Below are 18,726 nucleotides of genomic sequence, written 5' to 3' on the forward strand. Positions count from 1 at the left end.
GGAGATTTACCCCTTCAATAACTACAACATTATTCAGGATTCTCAGGCATTACAATTGTGCCTTCGTCTATATCGAGGCTTATATCAATAATTTCCGTCATTCCTGATACTCCCCAACAAATCTCCATAGTAAATGTCGATCCCGGTAAAAGATAGTAAAATTGTTTAAAATCATTTAGCTGATATCAGAGATTCAACAATGACAAATGTAATAAATGAATCTCTATATAAACAGTTATTATCTTGCTTTTTATCTTAATATTTAACCTGATTTCTAAATCGAAGCAGAAGCAAGGGAATAATCTAATGGGTAATATTAAGGGTAAAATTCCAGCAGCGCCAGAGGGATCAGAGAGATTAAAATGGATTGGCCCAGGCATTATCTGGATGATCTCGGCTATTGCCACAGGAGAGCTTATTTTTACACCGAGAATATCCTCTCTTTATGGCTATGCCGTATTATGGGCACTAATAATAGCAATACTACTTAAAGGACTTATAGCAAGAGAGATCGGACGATATGCAGTTGTTACGGGAGGTTCTCTTTTACATGGCATAAAAAACCTGCCTGGACCGGAAAACTGGGGAATCTGGCTGATTATTCTGCCGCAAATCTTTGTTGCCGTTACAACCATTGCAGGCATGGCAGGAGCAACCGGGACAGCTCTGATTCTTATTTTCCCTGGAAACTTTATTCTCTGGAGTATCATAGCACTTATAGTTTCACTAATTCTTGTGGCTTTTGGTAAGTACAAAGCTGTTGAGTGGACATCTATTTTGATGACCGGGGTTATTGCTGTCGCCTTATTCATTGCTTCTGTATCGGTCTTCCCAGGCTTTGCAACTTTAGCTGGAGGATTATTGCCACAGTCACCTGAAAACGCAGAGTTCTCCGAGTTGCTCCCCTGGCTCGGATTTATGATGTCAGGTGCAGCGGGGCTAATTTGGTACTCTTACTGGTTATCAGCCAGAGGCTATGGTGCAGCGAAGTACACTGACCCTGATAACCCGGAGTTATTGGATTTTTCAATACTGGAAGCTGAGGACAGGCAGAACCTTAGAAAATGGGTAACTGTTATGACCGGGTCAACAGTTGCAGCAGTAATGCTTGTTCTAATAATATTGATATCACTTATGATTCTTGGAAGCCAGCTGCTCAGGCCTGAAGGACTGGTGCCCGAAGGGCCGGATGTCACCCGAGTATTAAGCCAGCTTCTGGGCGGAGTTTGGGGATCTGTAGGAGCCTGGCTTTTAATAGTTGCATCATTCTTTGCAGGCTATTATATTTTTGAGGAGTTTCTTATGAGCTGAATTCAGTTGAATTCCTTTTTAATTACAGGAAGAACTTTCTCTCCAAAATCCTCTATAAATCTCTCCTGCTCAAGATTGGCATTATGCAGAATGATATTACTGAATCCAAGCTCGATATCTTTTTGAATCCACTCTATATGATTTTCCGGCTCAGAAGAAATCCTTATATGTTCGTCCAGGTCATCGGGTCTTATATATTTTGCAGCTGCATCAAACTGCTCAGGAGTATAGATCTCCTCTTCAACAATACTTTCGATAGTATTGTTTTTCCACTGCTCATATGCTCCCTGTCGAGCTTTCTCATCGGTATTGGAATATGAAAGGTGAACCTGCAAGTACATGGGTTTGCCTTCTCCGCCGCCTGCATGAAAAGCATCTACCATTTTCCGAAGTTTTTCATAAGGCTGAGACACCGTCACCATTCCATCTGCCCAGCCGCCTATCCATTTTGCAGTCTCAGGAGTAAGGGCTGCTCCAATAATCTTTGGTGTAACTCCAGGTTGAACATACAGCTTTGCTTCTTCTACAGTTATGTGGGTCCCGTAATAAGTCACTGTATCTCCTGCAAACAATGATCTTATTACTTCTACGCATTCCTGTAGCCTTTCATTTCTCTCAAATTTGGAAGGATACAAATCTCCGGTTATTCGCTCGTTTAAAGCCTGCCCGCTTCCAAGTGCCATCCAGAACCTGCCAGGAAACATTTCAGCCAGGGTCGCTGCAGCCTGAGCAATAATTGCAGGATGGTATCTCTGTCCCGGAGCGTTCACAACTCCAAACTCAAGTGATGTAGCCTGCATGGCTGCTCCCAGCCAGGACCATGCAAAACCGTTTCCACCCTGTTCAGCCTGCTTACTGCTCCAGGGTTTAAAGTGGTCAGAAGATAAAGCTCCGGTAAATCCGGCTTTTTCAGCTAACTGAACCCAGTTTAAAAGCTCCCCGGGCCTGAACTGCTCATGAGAAACGTGATACGAAAACCCCACCATAAAAATTCCTTATTACTTATTACACATAAATGTAATTGAAGGCAATAATTATCTGAGAAGAGAATAATCCGATCGCAGGTTTTTTACCAAAAAATTAATCAGGTATTGTCATATTGTCGTATTCCAACCCCTTTATTTCTCATGGAAAATTTTGGAACAGATTTTTCATGATTTCTGAAAAGGTTAAAAATATACCCTTAACCCTCAGCAATTAAACATTCAACTTTTCAAAGTCGCAGACATCCTGCGTGTTCAGTTTAGATAAAGCGCATGGAAAATTTAAATTTTTAATTCTTTAAGCAGTACTTGATAAATTCAGAAAGAGTAACTATTCCGGGGAAACTGAGTATCTTTTCCCGACCGTTCTTGTCACGCTCCACGGAGGAGAGCGATCTGTCCCAAAAAGAAGAAAATAGGAAGACAAAAGAGAAAAGCCAGATAGAACATGCTCCACATTTCAACGCTCCCTCCAAGCTATTAAACAAATCTGAAATTACACCTATCCTACATCAATTGGTATTATTATCTGCGTTACCAGTAGCAGGATTAGAAACAGATTTTGCTATCGACTCAACCGGATTTAGAATTACTACATTTAACGTATATACTGAGACAAAATACGGAAACGAAGGAACATAATTGGTTGAAAGCTCATATGTGTATAGGAGCGAAGACAAACATAGTAACTGCGGTTATAATCACTGATGGAAATAGTAATGATTCTCCTCATTTCTGCCCGCTGATTAAACAAACATCTTAAGGATTCACAATCAATGAAGTTTCTGCTGATTTAGCTTATTCATCAAGAAATAATCTTGAATTGGTAGATAATGTTGGAGGAACGCCGTATATTCCTTTTAAGAAAAATGCAACTGGAAAGCTAGCAGGATCGTCTATGTGGAAGAAGATGTATCATTATTTCCAGCTTAACAGAGATGAATTCTTAAAGCATTATCATAAGAGAGGTAATATTGAATCTACAAATGCAGCATTAAGAGGAAGTTTGGAGAGACTTTGAAGTCTAAAAATAGAATTGCTCAGGAAAATGAGTTATTGGCTAAGATTGTAGCTTATAATTTAACTGTGGTGATCCATGAAATATATGAGAATGAGATTAATCCAGAGTTTTTACAAGTGAAGGGCTTGTGATGTAATTGAAAGTGGAAAATAAGTGAATTATATTGATTCTAATGCAAGTACGAGAAAAAAATGAATTAATTTTTAAAATTAATTCATCTCCATTGAACATTTTCTTTTAATTCATATAAAATTGGCAACATATCTTTCATAGTTAGTTGGTTACAGCTTGAACGTTCTAAGCTTTTAAATGCATTTCTAACGATTTCGTTTGATTCTCCAAGAATATTTTGACATTTAAGTAAAGCCACTTGTATCTCAGGAAATATCGATTTTTCATATTCACGTTTAGTTTTTTCAAAATTTTCCATCATGTTTTTTGTGTAATCATTCCAATTAATCTCGTTTCTCTCAAATCTATTCCTTAAATCATAATCAATTGAATTGCATACCAAAAGTTGATCTAAAAAACTGTTAAGACTCCTAATCGCAATAATTAAGTCGTCAATTGTAGATTGTTTAAAATCATCGTCTACTGAATTACTTACTGCCCTTAATTCTGCTTCTTTTTTCCATGATTGTAATACTTTTATTGTAGCCCAATCAGGCTCACTATCTATTATTTTGTGGCATCTTAGACATAACCATATTCCATTATTTGGATGTTTTCTATCTTCCGAGTTCATTTCAGGATCTGCTCTAGGACCATTTACCCGGCTGGCCGATACAATATGGGAAGCCTGACCTACTTCGTCCCATCTATACGGATCGTTGATTTTGGGTTTTAAAGTATACCTTCTGCATGTTGGATTCGAGCAAATATAATTAACTCTCATTGCGATACTTTTTTTAGTCGCAGGAGTAAAATCATCTCGATCCTCTTTGCCCATCAAACGCGCCAACCAATCTTTTATCTTATTCAATAAATTACAGATTAATTGGAGTATGTTATCTAATTCTTTAAACAAGTATTCATTTAATCTCATCTAAATCTGCCTCTATGACTAAAAAATAACATTAACTTTTTTAATATTTTATTTATTTTATAGTACAATTTGCCGACGCCTACAGAATCTCAAAAGATTAATTTTTTCATTTTGCACCTAAAGTTCATAATCTGCACCTGAACTCAGGCAAAAATAGGACTTTAGGTGCAAAGCCTTCTTGTCCAAAACCTTTTTATACCAAGTACGTTATTAGACATTGTTGTACACAAATATACACCAGTGATAATTAATGCACGATTCTATCCTCCACATTCTCAACACAACAAAGACTCGTATCCAGGCTTTTGGACCCGATATCCATAAAGAAGAACCGCAGCCTCAGTTCCAGAAAAGGGACTTTATTGCTGCAATTGCAGCTGCAAGGGCAGAAGGTCGGGCGCCTGTAATTGCAGAGGTCAAGCCCGCATCCCCGGGGAAGAGTTTCAGGGAAATTTCGCCGGCAGCAGCTGCTGAGCTTGCATGGGAAATGGAGGAAGCAGGTGCAGTTGCAATTTCTGTCCTTACCGAACCGGGAGTATTTCGGGGCTCGCTCGAAAACCTGAAAGAAGTCAGGAAAACAGTGTGTCTGCCTGTTCTCAGGAAGGATTTCGTTATTGACAGGGTGCAGCTTGAAGAAGAGGGGAGCGATCTTGTGCTCCTGATTGCAGGCATCCTGGGGAAAGAACTTGGGGCATTTGTCGAGCTTGCCATTGAAAAAGGGTTTGAGCCTCTGGTTGAGGTGCATAGCAGGGAAGAACTTAAACTTGCCCTGGAAACCAGTACAAGAGTAATAGGGATAAATAACCGGAATTTCGAGACCCTTAAAATTGACCTGGCTACCACGGAAGAGCTTGCGCCTTTTATCCGGGAATATGACCTTGACCATGGGACCAGCCACATTATTGTAAGCGAGAGTGGCATGAATAGTTCCAGTGATGTCAGGAGAGTAATGCAGGCCGGGGCGGACGCTGTGCTTATAGGGTCTGCACTTATGGAAAGCGACTCTGTTTTTGAAAAAACTAAAGAATTCGTCCAGAGCTTTTGCTGGCGTTAATAACTGCTTTTCTTTGACTTCGAGGGGTTTTCAGCCTGCAAAATAGGGTTGAAAAGTCTGTTTTCATTTCAAAACTAAGGACATAATTCTGTTTCACAAAATCATAAACAATGGGATCAGAAATTAGGAAACTAAGGGTTAATAGAACCTAAATAGAAAATTTAGGGATCAATAAGTTAGAAATCAGGGAATTACAACTCAATAAACCAGAAATCAAGAGATAAGGGAGTAATCAAATTGGCAGGAACTACAATTTTAGAATTACAGGTAAAAGGAAAGTACGGGAAATACGGAGGGCAGTACGTGCCAGAAGTCCTCATGCCGGCTCTGGAAGAGCTCGAGGAAGGGTATGAGAGATACAAAAATGACCCAGAATTTCTTGCAGAACTTGACCACTACCTGAAGGATTTTGCAGGCAGAGAGACTCCTCTTTACCTTGCCCGAAACCTGAGCAAAAAATACGGGACAAAGATCTACCTCAAAAGGGAAGACCTTGTGCACGGAGGAGCCCACAAGTTAAACAATGCCATAGGACAGGCCCTTCTTGCGAAATATATGGGAAAAACCAGGCTGATTGCAGAAACAGGGGCAGGACAGCACGGGACTGCAACTGCAATGGCAGGGGCAAACCTGGGGTTTGAAACCGTTGTCTACATGGGAGCAAAAGATGTCAAACGCCAGCAGATGAACGCATACAGAATGGAACTCATGGGCACAGAGGTAAAACCCGTAGAAACAGGTTCAAAAACCCTTAAGGACGCAATCAATGAGGCTTTCAGAGACTGGGTTACAAACATAGGAAACACCCACTACCTCATAGGATCGGTTGTGGGTCCCCATCCCTATCCGATGATTGTAAGGGACTTTCAGAGTGTTATAGGGCGTGAGGTAAAGGAACAGGCAATGGAAAAAGAAGGCAGGCTTCCCGATACAATCATTGCCTGTGCAGGAGGTGGGAGCAATGCGATGGGAACTTTCTATCCCTTTATCGAAGACAGAGAGGTCAGGCTGATTGCCGTAGAAGCCGGGGGAAAAGCCTTGAAATGTACGGAAAAGGCAGCTCTTCACTCGGCTTCTCTCTGCGCTGGAGAAGAAGGGATCCTTCACGGAGCAAGGACAAAGGTCCTGCAGGATAAAAACGGGCAGATCCTTGAATCAGAATCCGTGTCAGCAGGGCTTGACTACTCGGGAGTAGGACCTGAGCTGGCTGCCCTGGCTGAAAGCGGTAGGGTTACAGCTCGTTATGTAACGGATGACGAAGCACTTGAAGCTTTTAACGAACTGAGCCGGCATGAAGGAATCATTCCTGCTCTTGAATCTTCGCATGCCCTTGCATACCTGAAAAAAGCGTCAGAAGCAGGAGAGCTTGGAGAGTTTGTGGTAGTAAACCTCTCAGGAAGAGGGGACAAAGATCTGGAAACCGTACTGAGCCTGAAGAGAGGGATCTGAAATGAGGACTGAACTTAGGGCAATTGAACTTAAAAGGCAAAAAATCTCCGAAAAATTCGATGAACTCAAGAAGAAAAAAGAAGGGGCCCTGATTGGCTATGTGATGGCAGGAGACCCCTCTGTTGAGGCAACCTTCGGGATTGTAAAGGCTCTGGCAGAAGGGGGAGCAGATATAATCGAGCTTGGATTCCCGTTCTCTGACCCTGTGGCTGACGGGCCGACAATACAGGTCGCAGGACAGAGGGCACTTGCAGCAGGCATGGATATTGAGCGCTATTTCGAACTTGTCAGATCCCTTGACGTTGAAGTTCCTCTTGTGTGCATGACATACTACAACCCCGTGTTCAGGTACGGAGTGGAAAAATTTGTGGAAAATGCCGCAGAAGCCGGAATCAGCGGACTGATAATACCCGATATCCCGGTAGAAGAAGCAGCTGACCTGAAGACAAGCTGTAATACATATGGGCTTGACCTGATCTTTCTGGTCGCACCTACCACAACCGACGCAAGGATCCGGAAGATTCTGCAGAAAGGTTCGGGCTTTATCTACCTCGTATCAAGGCTCGGGGTTACGGGAGCAAGAGACGATGTTGCAGGCTCAACAAAAGAACTGCTTGCCAGGGTAAAGACAGATATTCCGAAAGCTGTGGGTTTTGGGATTTCGACAGGAAAGCAGGCTGCCGAAGTTAGAAAAGCCGGGGCGGATGGTGTAATTGTAGGCTCGGCTTTTGTCAGGATCGTCGAAGAAGGAAAAGACGTAAACGAAAGGCTGGAAGCCCTTGCAAGGGAACTCAAATCCGGCATACTTGAAGCAAATTGAAACAGGGGGACCAAAGGAGAGAAAGGAGAGAGGAAAATGAAGGAAATAAAGGTATATACTAAAAAGCTGGAGGAAGGCTGTGACCTGAGTTCAGAAGAAGCCGAAGCTGCATTGGGTGAAATTCTGAGCACAGCAGAAGATGAGGAGATAGGGGCATTTCTGCTAGCTCTTAAAGCAAAAGGGGAAAAGCCGCAGGAAATTGTTGGTTTTGTAAAGGGCATGAAAAAAGCTGGCAATACTATCAGACCAAACATGCCTTTCAGGATAGTGGACACGTGCGGGACAGGAGGAGACGGACTGAATACCATTAACGTCTCAACTGCAGCTGCAATTGTGACTGCGGCAGCCGGGGTCCCAGTAGCCAAACACGGAAACAGGGCAGCTACCTCGATGACAGGAAGTTCTGATGTGCTCGAAGCCCTGGGAATTAAAGTGGATCTTACGCCTGAACAGGTCAGGAAGACAATAGAAAAAATAGGTATAGGCTTCATGTTTGCCCCGGTTTTCCACCCTGCAATGAAAAGGGTTGCAGGTGTCAGGAAAAAACTCGGGGTAAGGACGGTTTTCAATATCCTTGGTCCCCTGACAAATCCGGCAGGGGCAAAAGGTCAAGTTGTGGGGGTTTTTGATAAGAGCCTCTGCGAACCCATAGCTTATGCTCTTGCAGAACTCGGGACCGAACATGCTCTGGTTGTTAATGGGGAAGGAATGGATGAAATCACAAACACAGGGGAAACCTATGTTGCGGAATTAAAGAACGGAAAGGTCTCAACCTATACACTTACCCCTGAGTCCCTTGGAATGCTGCGGGCAAATCCCGAAGACGTAAAAGGAGGTACCCCGAAAGAAAACGCAAGAGACCTGCTCTGCATCTTTAAGGGCCAGAAAGGACCTAAAAGAGATCTCATAATTCTGAATGCAGCTGCAGCTCTTTACGTGAGCGGGATTGTTGGCTCTATCAAGCAGGCAATTCCTATTGCAGAAGATGCCATAGATAGCGGAAAGGTTATGGTCAAGTTCAACCAGTTCCGGACTTTTACCGGTAGTTTTTACGAAAAGGATAAAAAACAGGGCTCTATTTCGGGAGAAGCAGCTTTATCATCTTCCCGTATATCCATGTTAAGCCCGGCTTCCGGGGAAAAGACATGAGAACAGGATTAAAAACCAGGATAAAGATCTGCGGAATGCGTAATCCTGAGGATATAGAACTGGCAGCACTCTATGGAGCTGATGCAGTAGGATTCATAACTGAAGTCCCTGTGGAAAGCCCGAGAAAACTCGATTCGGATACTGCTGCTATCCTTATCTCAAAAGTTCCGAAATGTCTTGATTCGGTAATGGTTATGATGCCTGAAAACTCTTCCAGGGCACTGGAACTCATTGAAAAAGTAAGACCCGACATTGTTCAGATCCATTCCAGTATGTCTCCTGTCGAACTTGAGATTATAAGGGAAAAAACGGACATTCCCATAATAAAAACCCTTTCTGTACCTGCCGGGCTTGGAGCTTCTAAAGTCCAGAGCCTTATAAACCGCCTTCTTGACGAGGTCCGCAAGCTGGAAAAAAGCGGAGTTGTAGACAGCGTACTTCTGGACTCGGGGGTTGCCGGAAAAACCGGTGGTACAGGATGCATACATGATTGGGATCTAAGCCGAAGGATTGCCGAAGAAACGGAACTTCCCCTTATCCTCGCCGGCGGGCTCAAACCCGAAAACGTTCAGGAGGCAATAAGGGTTGTTTCCCCTTATGCTGTGGACACGGCTTCAGGGGTAGAAACTTCAGGAAGAAAAGATGCTGTAAAAATCAGGAATTTTATTGAAGAAGTGAGGTGTGCCAATGCTTTCCTTTGACATTGGAGAAGAAGAGTTTAAGAAACTTGTTTCAGGGTTCGAAAAACCGGGCCTTGTCCAGCTCCTTGCAAAAATTAATTCCGAATATTCTCCTGCCTGTTCTCCTCTCGAGCTTTACCAGGCATTGAAAAGCTTAGGGACTGCGGGTTACTCCTACCTGCTTGAGTCCGTGGAAAAGCAGGCAAGCAAAGCAAGATATTCTTTTGTCGGAAGCGACCCCGATGCTCTGTTGGCGATAAATGACCGGAAACTTTCCCTTGAGCTCCTGAACCCGAAAGCCTCTGCTTTCTTTGAAGAGATAGTTTCAAAAGCAAAAGAAGTATGTGCAGTCGGGACAGGAGAAGCAGGAGATAAAGACAATGAAAATAAGGAGAGTGAAGGTAAGGAAAGTGAAGGAAAGAAAACTGCAGTGCAAACTTCCCGCAGATTCATGGCTTCAATTCCAAAAGGAAAAGACTCTTTTGACGCCCTTCGCCTGGCTTTCCCTCCGGAAAACGGAATTGAGTTCCTCAACGCAAAACGTTTTGACAGGCAGACCTTCCTTGGAGGAGCTATAGGGTACACGGCTTATGATGCAATTTATGACAGCTGGCTTGGAACTGAGAAGGATTTTGAGTCTGAAATCCCGGAACTTCAGTACCTTCTTGTCTCGAAAAGCTTTGTTTTCGACCACCTGACTGAAGAAATCTACATTGTAGTCACTCCTTTCGTAAGGCCAGGATCGGATGCGGGCAAAGTATATGAAGAAGCTCTCTCTGAGGCAGAAAAGCTTTACTCCGTAATCAAGGAAGTTTCCCTGTCCGGAGATGCCGCAAAAGCAGCAGTTTCTGGCAAGTCAACAGTATCACAATCAACAGATTCGGGTTCACCTGTGCAGGTCTGCAGCGCTGATCGGTCTGAATTTGAAACGTCGGTACTCCAGGCGAAAGAACACATCTTTGCAGGGGATATTTTCCAGGCTGTCCTTTCCAGAAAATGCGAATTTAAACTTGAACAATCTCCGTTCGAGCTTTATATGCAGCTCAGGTCAATAAACCCAAGTCCTTACATGTATATCTTCGAGTTCGGAGACCTGGCAATCGTAGGAGCAAGCCCTGAAACCCTGCTGACCGTACATAAGCGTACTGTTATGATAAACCCTATTGCAGGTACCTGTCCGAGAGGAAAGTCAGATGCTGAAGACGAAGCCCTGGCTTCCCACATGCTCAATGATGAAAAAGAAAGGGCAGAACATGTAATGCTTGTTGACCTGGGTCGAAATGATGTCCGCATGGTCTGCGAAAGCGGTTCTGTAAAAGTATCAGGGTTTATGAAAGTCCTGAAATATTCTCATGTCCAGCACATAGAAAGCACGGTTTCCGGGACCCTCAGATCTGAATGCGACCAGTTCGATGCCTTCAGAGCAATCTTTCCTGCAGGGACCCTGTCAGGGGCTCCGAAAATCCGGGCAATGGAGATTATTTCCGAACTTGAAACAGCTCCAAGAGGAATCTACGGCGGCGGAGTCGGGTATTACAGCTGGAACGGAGACGCTGATTTTGCAATCGTGATCAGGACTCTGCTTATAAAGGGTAAAAAGGCTTCGGTACAGGCAGGGGCAGGAATTGTTGCGGATTCCGATCCTGCATATGAGTTCAGGGAAACTGAGAGGAAAATGGCAGCAATGCTTGCGGCTATAGGCGGAGAGAATTGAGCTGAAATAAAAGGCTTCAGGAGGGATCTTCAGATGAAAATAGTTTTCATAAATAACAAAGATTCTTTTGTATGGAATCTTGTGGATTATATCTCATATTTCGAAAAAGATACTCTGGTTCTTCCCAATACGGTTACTCTGGAAGAGTTAAGGGAAATAAAACCTGATGCGCTGGTAATTTCTCCGGGACCCGGAAATCCTTCTGACCCGAGGGATATAGGAAACTGCCTGGACATAATCAGGGAAATGGGTAGGGAAACTCCCCTTCTCGGAGTCTGCCTTGGGCACCAGGCAATCAACGTGGCATTCGGCGGACCTGTCAGGAGATGCAAAGTAGGACCTGTGCATGGGAAAAGTTCAAAGATATGGCACACGGAATCGGCTCTCTTTACAACACTCAAAGAGCAGTTTGATGCAGGCCGCTACCATTCGCTTGAGATTGGTGAGCCAGCTCCGGGAATAAAGGTCACTGCTCGTGCAGAAGACGGAACAATTATGGCAGTAGAACATTCAGAATATCCCATCTACGGCCTGCAGTTCCACCCCGAATCGGTACTTACTCCAGAAGGTTTAAAAATAATAGAAAGATTCCTGGAAATCTCAAGGAACTTTAAGAAAAGACAACCGGCTGTTTGAAACAGCCATGAATTTTTTCTGCCTGTTGGGCAGAGAAATTTGTCCGTAATTATCAGGCAGCGAATCCGTTTTTCTTTAGTTAGCTGCCTTCTATATGCATTTAATTGTTACTTTCCTTTTCCAGAAGTCCCGGTTTCAGGTTCTTCTTCCTCTGCCTCTTCTTCGAAGAATTCTTCTTCCGTGAACTCTTCGTTGGGTCTGCTGCCTCCATAGCCTGCAGGCTGAAGGTTCTGCATGTCTGAGAATTCGCTTAACGTCTGGGAGATAAGCTGGGGGTATTTAACAATTTGTTCCCTGGGAATGAATCCATTGTCTTCAGAGAGCTTTATAATACTTTCCCTGGCAGCTTTTGCTGCGCTGCTAAGCTCATCAAGTTGTTTTTTGCCTGCAAGATAGCCGATCTCTTCAAGTGACATTGTTGTCCAGAGGGTTACGACCTCCATCCTTTTTTCAACAGCTCCTCGCCCTATCACTTCGAGGGTGTTAACAGCTTTTTCTGCAGTTTCGGGCATGTCAGCCTGTGAGGCTCCCTTTCCAATTTCCTGTACAGCTTTTGAGAAAGACCAGAGGGCATTAGAGTAGCCTTTTTCTATGGAAGGACTTGCAAGTGTATCAACGGCTTCTACCGCACCAGACGCAACGTTTCCAATCCGTTTCTGAACAGCTTTGTTGCCGATATTTCGGAGTGAAATGGCAATTCTTTTTAAATCGGTCTCAAAATCTGCGTTGAGTAGTTCTTCCCCTAGTTCTCGAAGGTACTCTATATACTGAAGGGCATCATATTCGTTTTGTTCCCTTACCGCTCTTTCTCCAGATTCGCCAAGTTCAATAGCTTTTTGTTCGTTCAGTGAAAACATATTTAAACCCCTTTCCAGTCAAATCCTGTAAAAAATGCTCGATTTAAGAATTTAACTATTTATATAGGAATACCCTGATATTAGTCTTCCTATATTTTTGGAAATTTGTAAAGAGTTTTAAACTTTTATATCACGATTTCACATCGTCATGAATTTTTATAAATAAAATTTATATTCTTCTGACTGAAAAGATTTCGAAATAATTAATCAAAACAGTCAAACATTGTTATTAAAGGAAAAGAGTTAAATACATTTCCTATATAATATATATCATATGAATATAAACTTCTGCGGGTTTCTGGCATATTTACCCGTATGAATACCAACAACACACCTCCATGGAAAGGGAAAGGGTTTACTCCTTACCTTTCCCCTTCCAGCATAAACCTTTTTAATATTTCTTAAAGAACGATATCTGGACAGATATTAAAAAGGAATAAGCATCTATCGGATTCAACTTGATAAAGAGCGATAGATAGTTGTTTTTATACCCTGACAGCTTTTCTAATGCAGTTAGAGATCTTCCATCAGTGCAGCTGCATTTATTGCAGCTGTTTCAAGGCCTGCGTCTGTAGCGCATCTTCCAATGTCTCTGATTAAAGAAAAAAAGTCTTCATTGAAAGTTTCAGACTCATTTCCAAAGTCTTTGCAAAAAATGTGAAGTTCCTTTAAACAAAACTGGCTTGTAATAGCTTCTTTTTCCATTCCCTGCCTGATAGCTTCTTTTCCGACTTCTTTCATGGAGATAGCTATCAATCTGAGAGAAAAAAGAGTTTTTATCTCAGCTGTTTTTTCCCCCAGAGCCTTAAGAGCAAAAAGGATATCGAGCACAGCTTCATTTTCTCCATTTCTTGCCGCTTCCTGCCCGATCAGCCCTAGAGAGGCAGTCGCGTTAAGGACACTCGAGTTCATATTTCCCTCAGCCGCAGCTAGTCCCAGAGATTTTATGCATTCAATTGCTCCATCTGCCGTTTCTTGCAAGATGGTACCTGAAAAAAACTTTATCCCAACTTCAGCCAGCTCATCTATTATCGCGAGAAGTCGGGTTTCATCTCGAGTCCTGACCGCTTCAAGTCCGGGCTCAAGCAGAAGGAAATTTTCCGTTAAAATCAAATTTAACCTCCAGTTTCACAGCCATTTTCACAATTTATGAACCTGGAGGTTATTACTTTTTCGTATTTCTCCTGTATATACTCATTAACCTAAAAACCGGACGGAAAAAGTTGAAATTGGAAGATAAATATGTTGAAAAATTGGAAGGTAAATATGTTGAAAAGTATGTTTTGAAACGATATGATATATAAAAAGATTAAAACAAGTATAAAAAATAGGAAAAAAAGCAAAAAAAATGGAATTTTAATGGGCTCTTCGTGTTACAGATTTGAATAAACCTTTCTCTGCAGTTCCTTTATCTCCTGAAGTTTCTCTGTGTTTTCATCGCTTTCTGCGACGTCTGTGAGTTTAAAGCTGTCAAGTGCCATTTCCGTAACAATGGGAGAATTGGTCAGGGATTTTTCTTCAGCCTGAACTTTTAGTGTTTTAAGAGACCACTGGCTCTGAAGTGCAGCTTCACGAAGTCCGTTCTTTAAAGAAATCTTTCCTGTATCTTCAATTGAAAGAGCTATCGAGCTCAGGGCTTCATCAAAGTATTTTTCTGCAGCAATCCTGCCTGTTTCTTCAAGCAGCAGAAGAGTGCTGATAGTTTCAGTCTCAAGACCTTCGGAGGCTATTTTTTTTCCAACTTCTCCCAGGCAGGTTATTGCGTTGAGCAAGGCCTCTTCCATATCCTGTGCGGCAGCAGCAGACCCGATATCTCTTAAGAGCAGAGAAAAAGCAACCATTTCCTCCCGATCTTTCTTTTCTGGAGAGGAAAAGTTCCAGATTTCCATCAGGGTTGTGGCAGCTACTTTTGAACCTGCTTCAAGCGAACTTGAAGCTGCTGCTCTTCCGAGTTTCCCTGTTGCTACCATTGCCCTGTTCAGAGCTGATTTATATCCTTTTTTTGCGGCTGCTTTTGCCAGTTTCCCGAAGGCAAGGACTGAGTTGATAGTAACAAGTTCCATACCTTCCTGTGCAGCTGCCTGTGCAATATCCGAAATTGATAGGATAACCCTTGAAGCATCTGCCTCTTCGTTTTCAGATAGGAAACCTTCTGCGATTCCCGTAAGGGAATCCAGGGCCTGGAAAACCCTGCTCTCGTTTCGTTCCTCAACTGAGGATAAACCTACGTCAACTGCCTCTGCTTCGTTTAATGTTATCATTCTTTTTTCCCCTCTCTATCAGTCTATAGCAATTTAAATTTCAAACTGACTTTTTTGCAAATTTATACAATCATTATGTCTAATTTTTTATGCTATTGTTGCCAGTTTAAGCGATTATAGAGCATGAAATAATTGGGTGGAATAGAACTGTTACTGGGAAATATTGACTGGACTGCCTGGCTTACTTTATGAAATTAGGAGATTATTAAGTGTTGCTATTTTGTAATGGAGATTCTATTTATAAAGCTTCTCAGGCTTTGGGCTATCGATGAGCCTGAAAAACTATTTTTTTCATAGAGAAAAAAAACTGCTTTAAAAGTACAGGAGAACAGGCTTCAGCTGAAAAAAAGGAAACATTGAATTTTATGAAAAATTGAAATTAAGGGTTGTAAGCTCCCTTTTGAGACAAATCGAATTATTCAAATGATTCAGCTTCGTGGACGTACTCAGAACTATTAAAGGTTTCAATAGAAAGCTTTGTCACAAGCATATAACTTACGAGAAACTTTTCTTTAGGTTCAAGCATTATCGTTCCAAGTGCATCAGCAGCCTTTATAATGATATTTTCAAAGTTTCTAAAGTCAGTTTCATGAAACTGATATTCAGAAAAAACAGGTACATGCTGGTAAGAATGGATCTCTCCCCTGTGTTCCATAAGGTGCGTCAGGATGCTCTGGAACTCTTCAGATAAAAGAGGCGCCTCCATGCCCTGGGTAGATAAGAACATGCCTGAACCGGGAGAAAAAAGTCCTCCGTTCTCCGGAACCCTGATGATCTGCTGCCTGGATGTTTCTTTTCCTATAGCTCCTATGGCAAGAGAAGAAACAAGAGATTCCCTTTTCAGGTTGTGAAGAGATGCAGAGTTTGCAATCTCTCCAAGATATGCAACTGCAATTCTGACTGCCGCTTCCATCTCCTGTCCAACTGCGGACCTTCCAACTGCACAGAGAGAGTAAATAATGCTTAAACCGGTGTTAGACATTTTCTGCTCTCTGGCAGCCTCAGCCATCCTTCCCAGAGAGACCAGGGAGATTAGAACTCCAAGCTCCATTTTTTGAAGAGCAGCGGCATTTCCAATGTCTCTTATGCTGATAATAGTTCTCTTTGCGTCAGGTTCAAGCCCTTTATTTATATATTTCGTCCCCTGCTCTGTTAGAAAATCTATGGATTTTAACACACCCAGTTCATTATTATCTTTGACAGAGCTCAAGCCAAGGTCTATTGCCCCGGTTTCATTTAAAATAGACATTCGGAACACCCCATTTAGATTCTTTACTTCCAGAAAGGTGATCTCGACATGAGATAGCCTTACCGGCACTCAAACCTCTTCGTTATAATACAATTAGTTTTTATGTAATTCAGGCGCTCGTATGAGTTTTGCCTGGACTGCTTCATTCAAAACCCAAAAGAGTTTTTCAATCAATATAAGTAAACTTTCTTTTTCCTCTAAAATTTTTATTTAGCTTTTCTTCCAGTTTCTCGAGGCCTGCACTGTCAAAACGCATGAGAGCTATTTCGGCTATGATGGATGCACTCACAAGATAGCGATCTTCCGCATCAAATTTGATTACCTCAAGGGAATAAACTGCCTGAAGTAGTGCCCTTTCAAGTCCCTGCCTATCGGCAGCCCTTCCAATATCCCCGAGTAAACGGGCACTGGTATCAGCAGTTTCTTTCAGGTTCTTTTCAATTGCTCCTGTTCCTATTTCCTGTAACAGAAGTTCAGCGTTTAACGTTGCATCTTCAAAGTTCTGGTTTGCGGCTACTTTCCCTGTTTCCCCGAGTAAAGCTACCGTACTGTTTGCAACCTCCCCCAGGCTCTGTTTTGTAAGGCTTTTTCCAATCTCCCCAAGAGCGAAAATGACTGCTATTATTTCTTTTCGGGTTTTTGTGAAGGCTGCAGTATTTCCCATCTCTCCCAGACAGGAAGCTGCAGTTTTTGCCGGGACTTCCATTCTTTGCCCTGCTGCTGTCTTTCCGATTTCACCAAGGGCGAGAGCGATACTCACAAGAGCATTTTCCAGCCCGCGTCTGCAAGCTTCTTTTGCAGCAGGGGTAAAAAGCAGAATGGCATTTGTAACAACCATCTCCTGCCCTGAGAGAGCCGATGCTGTTCCTATCTCTTTCATGTATTCAATTAATCTTTTAGTATCGCCTTCCAGTCCTTCGTTTGCGTATCTCACTGCAAGTCCTGATAGGTAGTAAAGGATCTCAATTACACTGGCTTCGTCCTTCTCATCTACTAAAGCCAGCCCTATCTCTAACGCCTCGTTTTCATCAAGCGGTAGAATCCTTCATGCCCCCAGATTCTCTCTTAATTAAGTATGGATATGTGAGGATATTAGCTTTGTCATAAAGGAGATAAGAAAGGCATCGAAAAATTCTGCTATTTTCCTTTAAGGAAAGAAATAAATTGCTTAATCCTGCTGAATATTAGTAAGTATGTATCAGAATGGGCAAATCGTTCAGAACCAAAAATTATAAATAGAATTATACGGTAGTAAGATACCGGTTGCTTACGAGAAAATCAAAGCCTCATTTCACACACACACGAGAATCGAAACGATTACTCTAGAAGGATAGGTTTCATCCCTTCTTCCTGTCCGTTCCTAACGTTGGCTCGTGAGCAACTACCCTCTCCATCTTTTCTTCAAGACTTCTCAAGGTCTGAGGCTTCAACTTGCGTTCACTTTTAACCCTGCTGCATTTCGTAGATATGCCACTCCTGCAGGCATGAGCAAATTACCAAATTAACCTGGAGCTCTGCCCACAAATTAGTCCTCTTGAGCGCAGCGAAAAGGACATCGAACTGTTGCGACCATATCGCAACTCCCAGAAAATCTATGATTTTCTGTGATCCCGAAACGAAACTCGGGAAGGACAGCACACTGCAGAGCCGCAACTCTGCTGGCGAAGCATTTACATGCAAGGCGAGCATAAAGTGCACAAAAGCCGACAAAAAGACAGGCACACATAGAAATTAGATTAAAAGACGAAAGAGGAACAGAAATGGCTGTATGGAAGGGAAAGAAAGTGGTTTTGCACACCACTATGGGTGATATTACCATCGAACTTTTTGAGGATATGCCGATTACGGCGGGGAACTTTGCAAAACTCGTGGACCAGGGTTTCTATGATGGCGTGATTTTCCACAGGATAATTGACAAATTCATGATCCAGGGCGGAGACCCTACAGGAACAGGCATGGGCGGGCCAGGCTATGAAATCCCTGACGAGTTCACAAAACACAACAGGAACGACAGAGGCACGATTTCAATGGCAAATGCAGGTCCGAACACAGGTGGAAGCCAGTTCTTTATCAACCTTGTAAATAACAACTACCTTGACAAAATGCATCCTGTCTTCGGAAAGGTTGTGGAAGGCATTGATGTTGTCGATGCCATGGGTAAGGTAAAGACCGACCGACAGGACCGTCCGAAAACAGAAGTTAAAATCGTGAAAGCTGAACTGGTCTGAAGAATTAAGTAATTGTTAAAGCAGGAACTATTAAATAAGGAAGGGATTATTGAAGAAGTTCGGAAGAGAAAACAATTTTCAATATTAGGAATAACTTCAACTCAAATTTAACTTATAATCTGTCGTTTTCCAGAAATCTAATTCCTTCACTTATTTTTTTCTGAGTCCACAATTCATAAATTGTTTTTTTCAGTACTTTTGGTTTAACTTAATTTTTCGTTTTCCTTTTTGAATTATTCTTAACTTCTCAACCGTTATGTTTAATCGAA

Annotated in this window: 20 protein-coding genes; 13 read left to right on the forward strand and 7 right to left on the reverse strand. The window is 42.4% G+C overall.

Annotated elements, in window-relative coordinates; translation table 11 throughout:
* Positions 1–306 precede the first annotated feature (306 nt).
* On the forward strand, positions 307–1,311 hold the full coding sequence (locus MSHOH_RS09700) for an Nramp family divalent metal transporter (RefSeq protein ID WP_052730801.1): 1,005 nt from the start codon (positions 307–309) through the stop codon (positions 1,309–1,311).
* A gap of 2 nt (positions 1,312–1,313) precedes the next feature.
* On the opposite strand, the gene MSHOH_RS09705 is transcribed toward MSHOH_RS09700, so the two are convergent.
* The gene (locus MSHOH_RS09705) at positions 1,314–2,297 is read right to left on the reverse strand and encodes a TIGR03885 family FMN-dependent LLM class oxidoreductase (protein WP_082089301.1); all 984 of its coding nucleotides are present in this window, start codon (positions 2,295–2,297) and stop codon (positions 1,314–1,316) included.
* A gap of 306 nt (positions 2,298–2,603) precedes the next feature.
* Between MSHOH_RS09705 and MSHOH_RS25160 the strand changes: the two genes are divergently transcribed.
* Genes MSHOH_RS25160 through MSHOH_RS25625 form a run of 4 tightly spaced genes read left to right on the forward strand, consistent with a single transcriptional unit; the run spans position 2,604 to position 3,446 of the window.
* Entirely contained in the window at positions 2,604–2,936 is a 333-nt protein-coding gene (locus tag MSHOH_RS25160; protein ID WP_239451312.1) for a hypothetical protein, read from the forward strand.
* 16 nt (positions 2,937–2,952) lie between these two features.
* On the forward strand, positions 2,953–3,057 hold the full coding sequence (locus MSHOH_RS26005; protein WP_394297762.1) for a hypothetical protein: 105 nt from the start codon (positions 2,953–2,955) through the stop codon (positions 3,055–3,057).
* A 60-nt stretch (positions 3,058–3,117) separates the two neighbouring features.
* Positions 3,118–3,315 (forward strand): hypothetical protein, encoded by a 198-nt coding sequence (locus tag MSHOH_RS25165; RefSeq protein WP_239451313.1) that lies wholly within the window; start codon positions 3,118–3,120, stop codon positions 3,313–3,315.
* Positions 3,312–3,446 (forward strand): hypothetical protein, encoded by a 135-nt coding sequence (locus MSHOH_RS25625; RefSeq protein ID WP_275425565.1) that lies wholly within the window; start codon positions 3,312–3,314, stop codon positions 3,444–3,446. The genes MSHOH_RS25165 and MSHOH_RS25625 overlap by 4 nt, the downstream gene beginning before the upstream one ends.
* An 83-nt stretch (positions 3,447–3,529) precedes the next feature.
* On the opposite strand, the gene MSHOH_RS22125 is transcribed toward MSHOH_RS25625, so the two are convergent.
* Complete coding sequence (locus MSHOH_RS22125; RefSeq protein ID WP_052730802.1) at positions 3,530–4,360, reverse strand: HNH endonuclease; 831 nt, start codon at positions 4,358–4,360, stop codon at positions 3,530–3,532.
* 250 nt (positions 4,361–4,610) lie between these two features.
* Between MSHOH_RS22125 and MSHOH_RS09720 the strand changes: the two genes are divergently transcribed.
* The 7 genes from MSHOH_RS09720 to MSHOH_RS09750 all read left to right on the forward strand — a co-directional run bounded on the left by MSHOH_RS09720 (position 4,611) and on the right by MSHOH_RS09750 (position 11,862).
* Complete coding sequence (locus tag MSHOH_RS09720) at positions 4,611–5,414, forward strand: indole-3-glycerol-phosphate synthase (protein ID WP_048139238.1); 804 nt, start codon at positions 4,611–4,613, stop codon at positions 5,412–5,414.
* A 237-nt stretch (positions 5,415–5,651) separates the two neighbouring features.
* Complete coding sequence (gene trpB, locus MSHOH_RS09725) at positions 5,652–6,863, forward strand: tryptophan synthase subunit beta (RefSeq protein WP_048139239.1); 1,212 nt, start codon at positions 5,652–5,654, stop codon at positions 6,861–6,863.
* Between the two features lies 1 nt (position 6,864).
* Positions 6,865–7,683, forward strand: a complete 819-nt coding sequence (trpA, locus tag MSHOH_RS09730) for a tryptophan synthase subunit alpha (RefSeq protein WP_048139241.1) — start codon at positions 6,865–6,867, stop codon at positions 7,681–7,683.
* Between the two features lie 36 nt (positions 7,684–7,719).
* Complete coding sequence (trpD, locus tag MSHOH_RS09735) at positions 7,720–8,832, forward strand: anthranilate phosphoribosyltransferase (RefSeq protein WP_048139243.1); 1,113 nt, start codon at positions 7,720–7,722, stop codon at positions 8,830–8,832.
* Positions 8,829–9,533: a phosphoribosylanthranilate isomerase gene (locus tag MSHOH_RS09740; protein WP_048139245.1), complete on the forward strand. Its 705-nt coding sequence runs from the start codon at positions 8,829–8,831 to the stop codon at positions 9,531–9,533. Before trpD ends, MSHOH_RS09740 begins: the two co-directional genes overlap by 4 nt.
* Positions 9,520–11,226, forward strand: a complete 1,707-nt coding sequence (gene trpE, locus MSHOH_RS09745) for an anthranilate synthase component I (protein ID WP_048139247.1) — start codon at positions 9,520–9,522, stop codon at positions 11,224–11,226. The genes MSHOH_RS09740 and trpE overlap by 14 nt, the downstream gene beginning before the upstream one ends.
* Before the next feature lie 33 nt (positions 11,227–11,259).
* On the forward strand, positions 11,260–11,862 hold the full coding sequence (locus MSHOH_RS09750) for an aminodeoxychorismate/anthranilate synthase component II (protein WP_048139249.1): 603 nt from the start codon (positions 11,260–11,262) through the stop codon (positions 11,860–11,862).
* 107 nt (positions 11,863–11,969) lie between these two features.
* Here MSHOH_RS09750 and MSHOH_RS09755 read toward each other — a convergent pair whose 3' ends face one another.
* From MSHOH_RS09755 to MSHOH_RS09775, 5 genes are all read right to left on the reverse strand, one after another.
* A complete protein-coding gene (locus MSHOH_RS09755) occupies positions 11,970–12,719 on the reverse strand; it encodes a hypothetical protein (RefSeq protein WP_048139251.1) in 750 nt (249 codons plus the stop codon).
* A gap of 513 nt (positions 12,720–13,232) precedes the next feature.
* Positions 13,233–13,832 (reverse strand): hypothetical protein, encoded by a 600-nt coding sequence (locus MSHOH_RS09760; protein WP_048139254.1) that lies wholly within the window; start codon positions 13,830–13,832, stop codon positions 13,233–13,235.
* A gap of 260 nt (positions 13,833–14,092) precedes the next feature.
* Positions 14,093–14,980: a hypothetical protein gene (locus tag MSHOH_RS09765; RefSeq protein WP_048139255.1), complete on the reverse strand. Its 888-nt coding sequence runs from the start codon at positions 14,978–14,980 to the stop codon at positions 14,093–14,095.
* Positions 14,981–15,395: 415 nt separating this feature from the next.
* Positions 15,396–16,229, reverse strand: a complete 834-nt coding sequence (locus tag MSHOH_RS09770; protein WP_048139261.1) for a hypothetical protein — start codon at positions 16,227–16,229, stop codon at positions 15,396–15,398.
* Between the two features lie 166 nt (positions 16,230–16,395).
* Positions 16,396–17,163 carry a hypothetical protein gene (locus MSHOH_RS09775; RefSeq protein ID WP_239451314.1) on the reverse strand — a complete coding sequence of 256 codons (768 nt, stop codon included), beginning with the start codon at positions 17,161–17,163 and terminating at the stop codon, positions 16,396–16,398.
* An 826-nt stretch (positions 17,164–17,989) separates the two neighbouring features.
* Between MSHOH_RS09775 and MSHOH_RS09780 the strand changes: the two genes are divergently transcribed.
* Positions 17,990–18,457, forward strand: coding sequence for a peptidylprolyl isomerase (locus tag MSHOH_RS09780; RefSeq protein ID WP_048139268.1), 468 nt, complete (start codon positions 17,990–17,992; stop codon positions 18,455–18,457).
* Positions 18,458–18,726: the final 269 nt, after the last annotated feature.

The sequence above is a fragment of the Methanosarcina horonobensis HB-1 = JCM 15518 genome (genome assembly GCF_000970285.1).
GTDB classification, from domain to species: Archaea; Halobacteriota; Methanosarcinia; order Methanosarcinales; family Methanosarcinaceae; genus Methanosarcina; species Methanosarcina horonobensis.

Excerpts from the sequence above, each read along its gene's own strand:
- MSHOH_RS26005 (WP_394297762.1), top strand. The coding sequence starts at position 2,953 with ATGTGTATAGGAGCGAAGACAAACATAGTAACTGCGGTTATAATCACT.
- MSHOH_RS09705 (WP_082089301.1), bottom strand. The coding sequence starts at position 2,297 with ATGGTGGGGTTTTCGTATCACGTTTCTCATGAGCAGTTCAGGCCCGGG.
- trpA (WP_048139241.1), top strand. The coding sequence starts at position 6,865 with ATGAGGACTGAACTTAGGGCAATTGAACTTAAAAGGCAAAAAATCTCC.
- MSHOH_RS09740 (WP_048139245.1), top strand. The coding sequence starts at position 8,829 with ATGAGAACAGGATTAAAAACCAGGATAAAGATCTGCGGAATGCGTAAT.
- MSHOH_RS22125 (WP_052730802.1), bottom strand. The coding sequence starts at position 4,360 with ATGAGATTAAATGAATACTTGTTTAAAGAATTAGATAACATACTCCAA.
- MSHOH_RS09765 (WP_048139255.1), bottom strand. The coding sequence starts at position 14,980 with ATGATAACATTAAACGAAGCAGAGGCAGTTGACGTAGGTTTATCCTCA.
- trpE (WP_048139247.1), top strand. The coding sequence starts at position 9,520 with ATGCTTTCCTTTGACATTGGAGAAGAAGAGTTTAAGAAACTTGTTTCA.
- MSHOH_RS09700 (WP_052730801.1), top strand. The coding sequence starts at position 307 with ATGGGTAATATTAAGGGTAAAATTCCAGCAGCGCCAGAGGGATCAGAG.
- trpD (WP_048139243.1), top strand. The coding sequence starts at position 7,720 with ATGAAGGAAATAAAGGTATATACTAAAAAGCTGGAGGAAGGCTGTGAC.
- MSHOH_RS09720 (WP_048139238.1), top strand. The coding sequence starts at position 4,611 with ATGCACGATTCTATCCTCCACATTCTCAACACAACAAAGACTCGTATC.
- MSHOH_RS09770 (WP_048139261.1), bottom strand. The coding sequence starts at position 16,229 with ATGTCTATTTTAAATGAAACCGGGGCAATAGACCTTGGCTTGAGCTCT.
- MSHOH_RS09755 (WP_048139251.1), bottom strand. The coding sequence starts at position 12,719 with ATGTTTTCACTGAACGAACAAAAAGCTATTGAACTTGGCGAATCTGGA.
- MSHOH_RS09780 (WP_048139268.1), top strand. The coding sequence starts at position 17,990 with ATGGCTGTATGGAAGGGAAAGAAAGTGGTTTTGCACACCACTATGGGT.
- MSHOH_RS09750 (WP_048139249.1), top strand. The coding sequence starts at position 11,260 with ATGAAAATAGTTTTCATAAATAACAAAGATTCTTTTGTATGGAATCTT.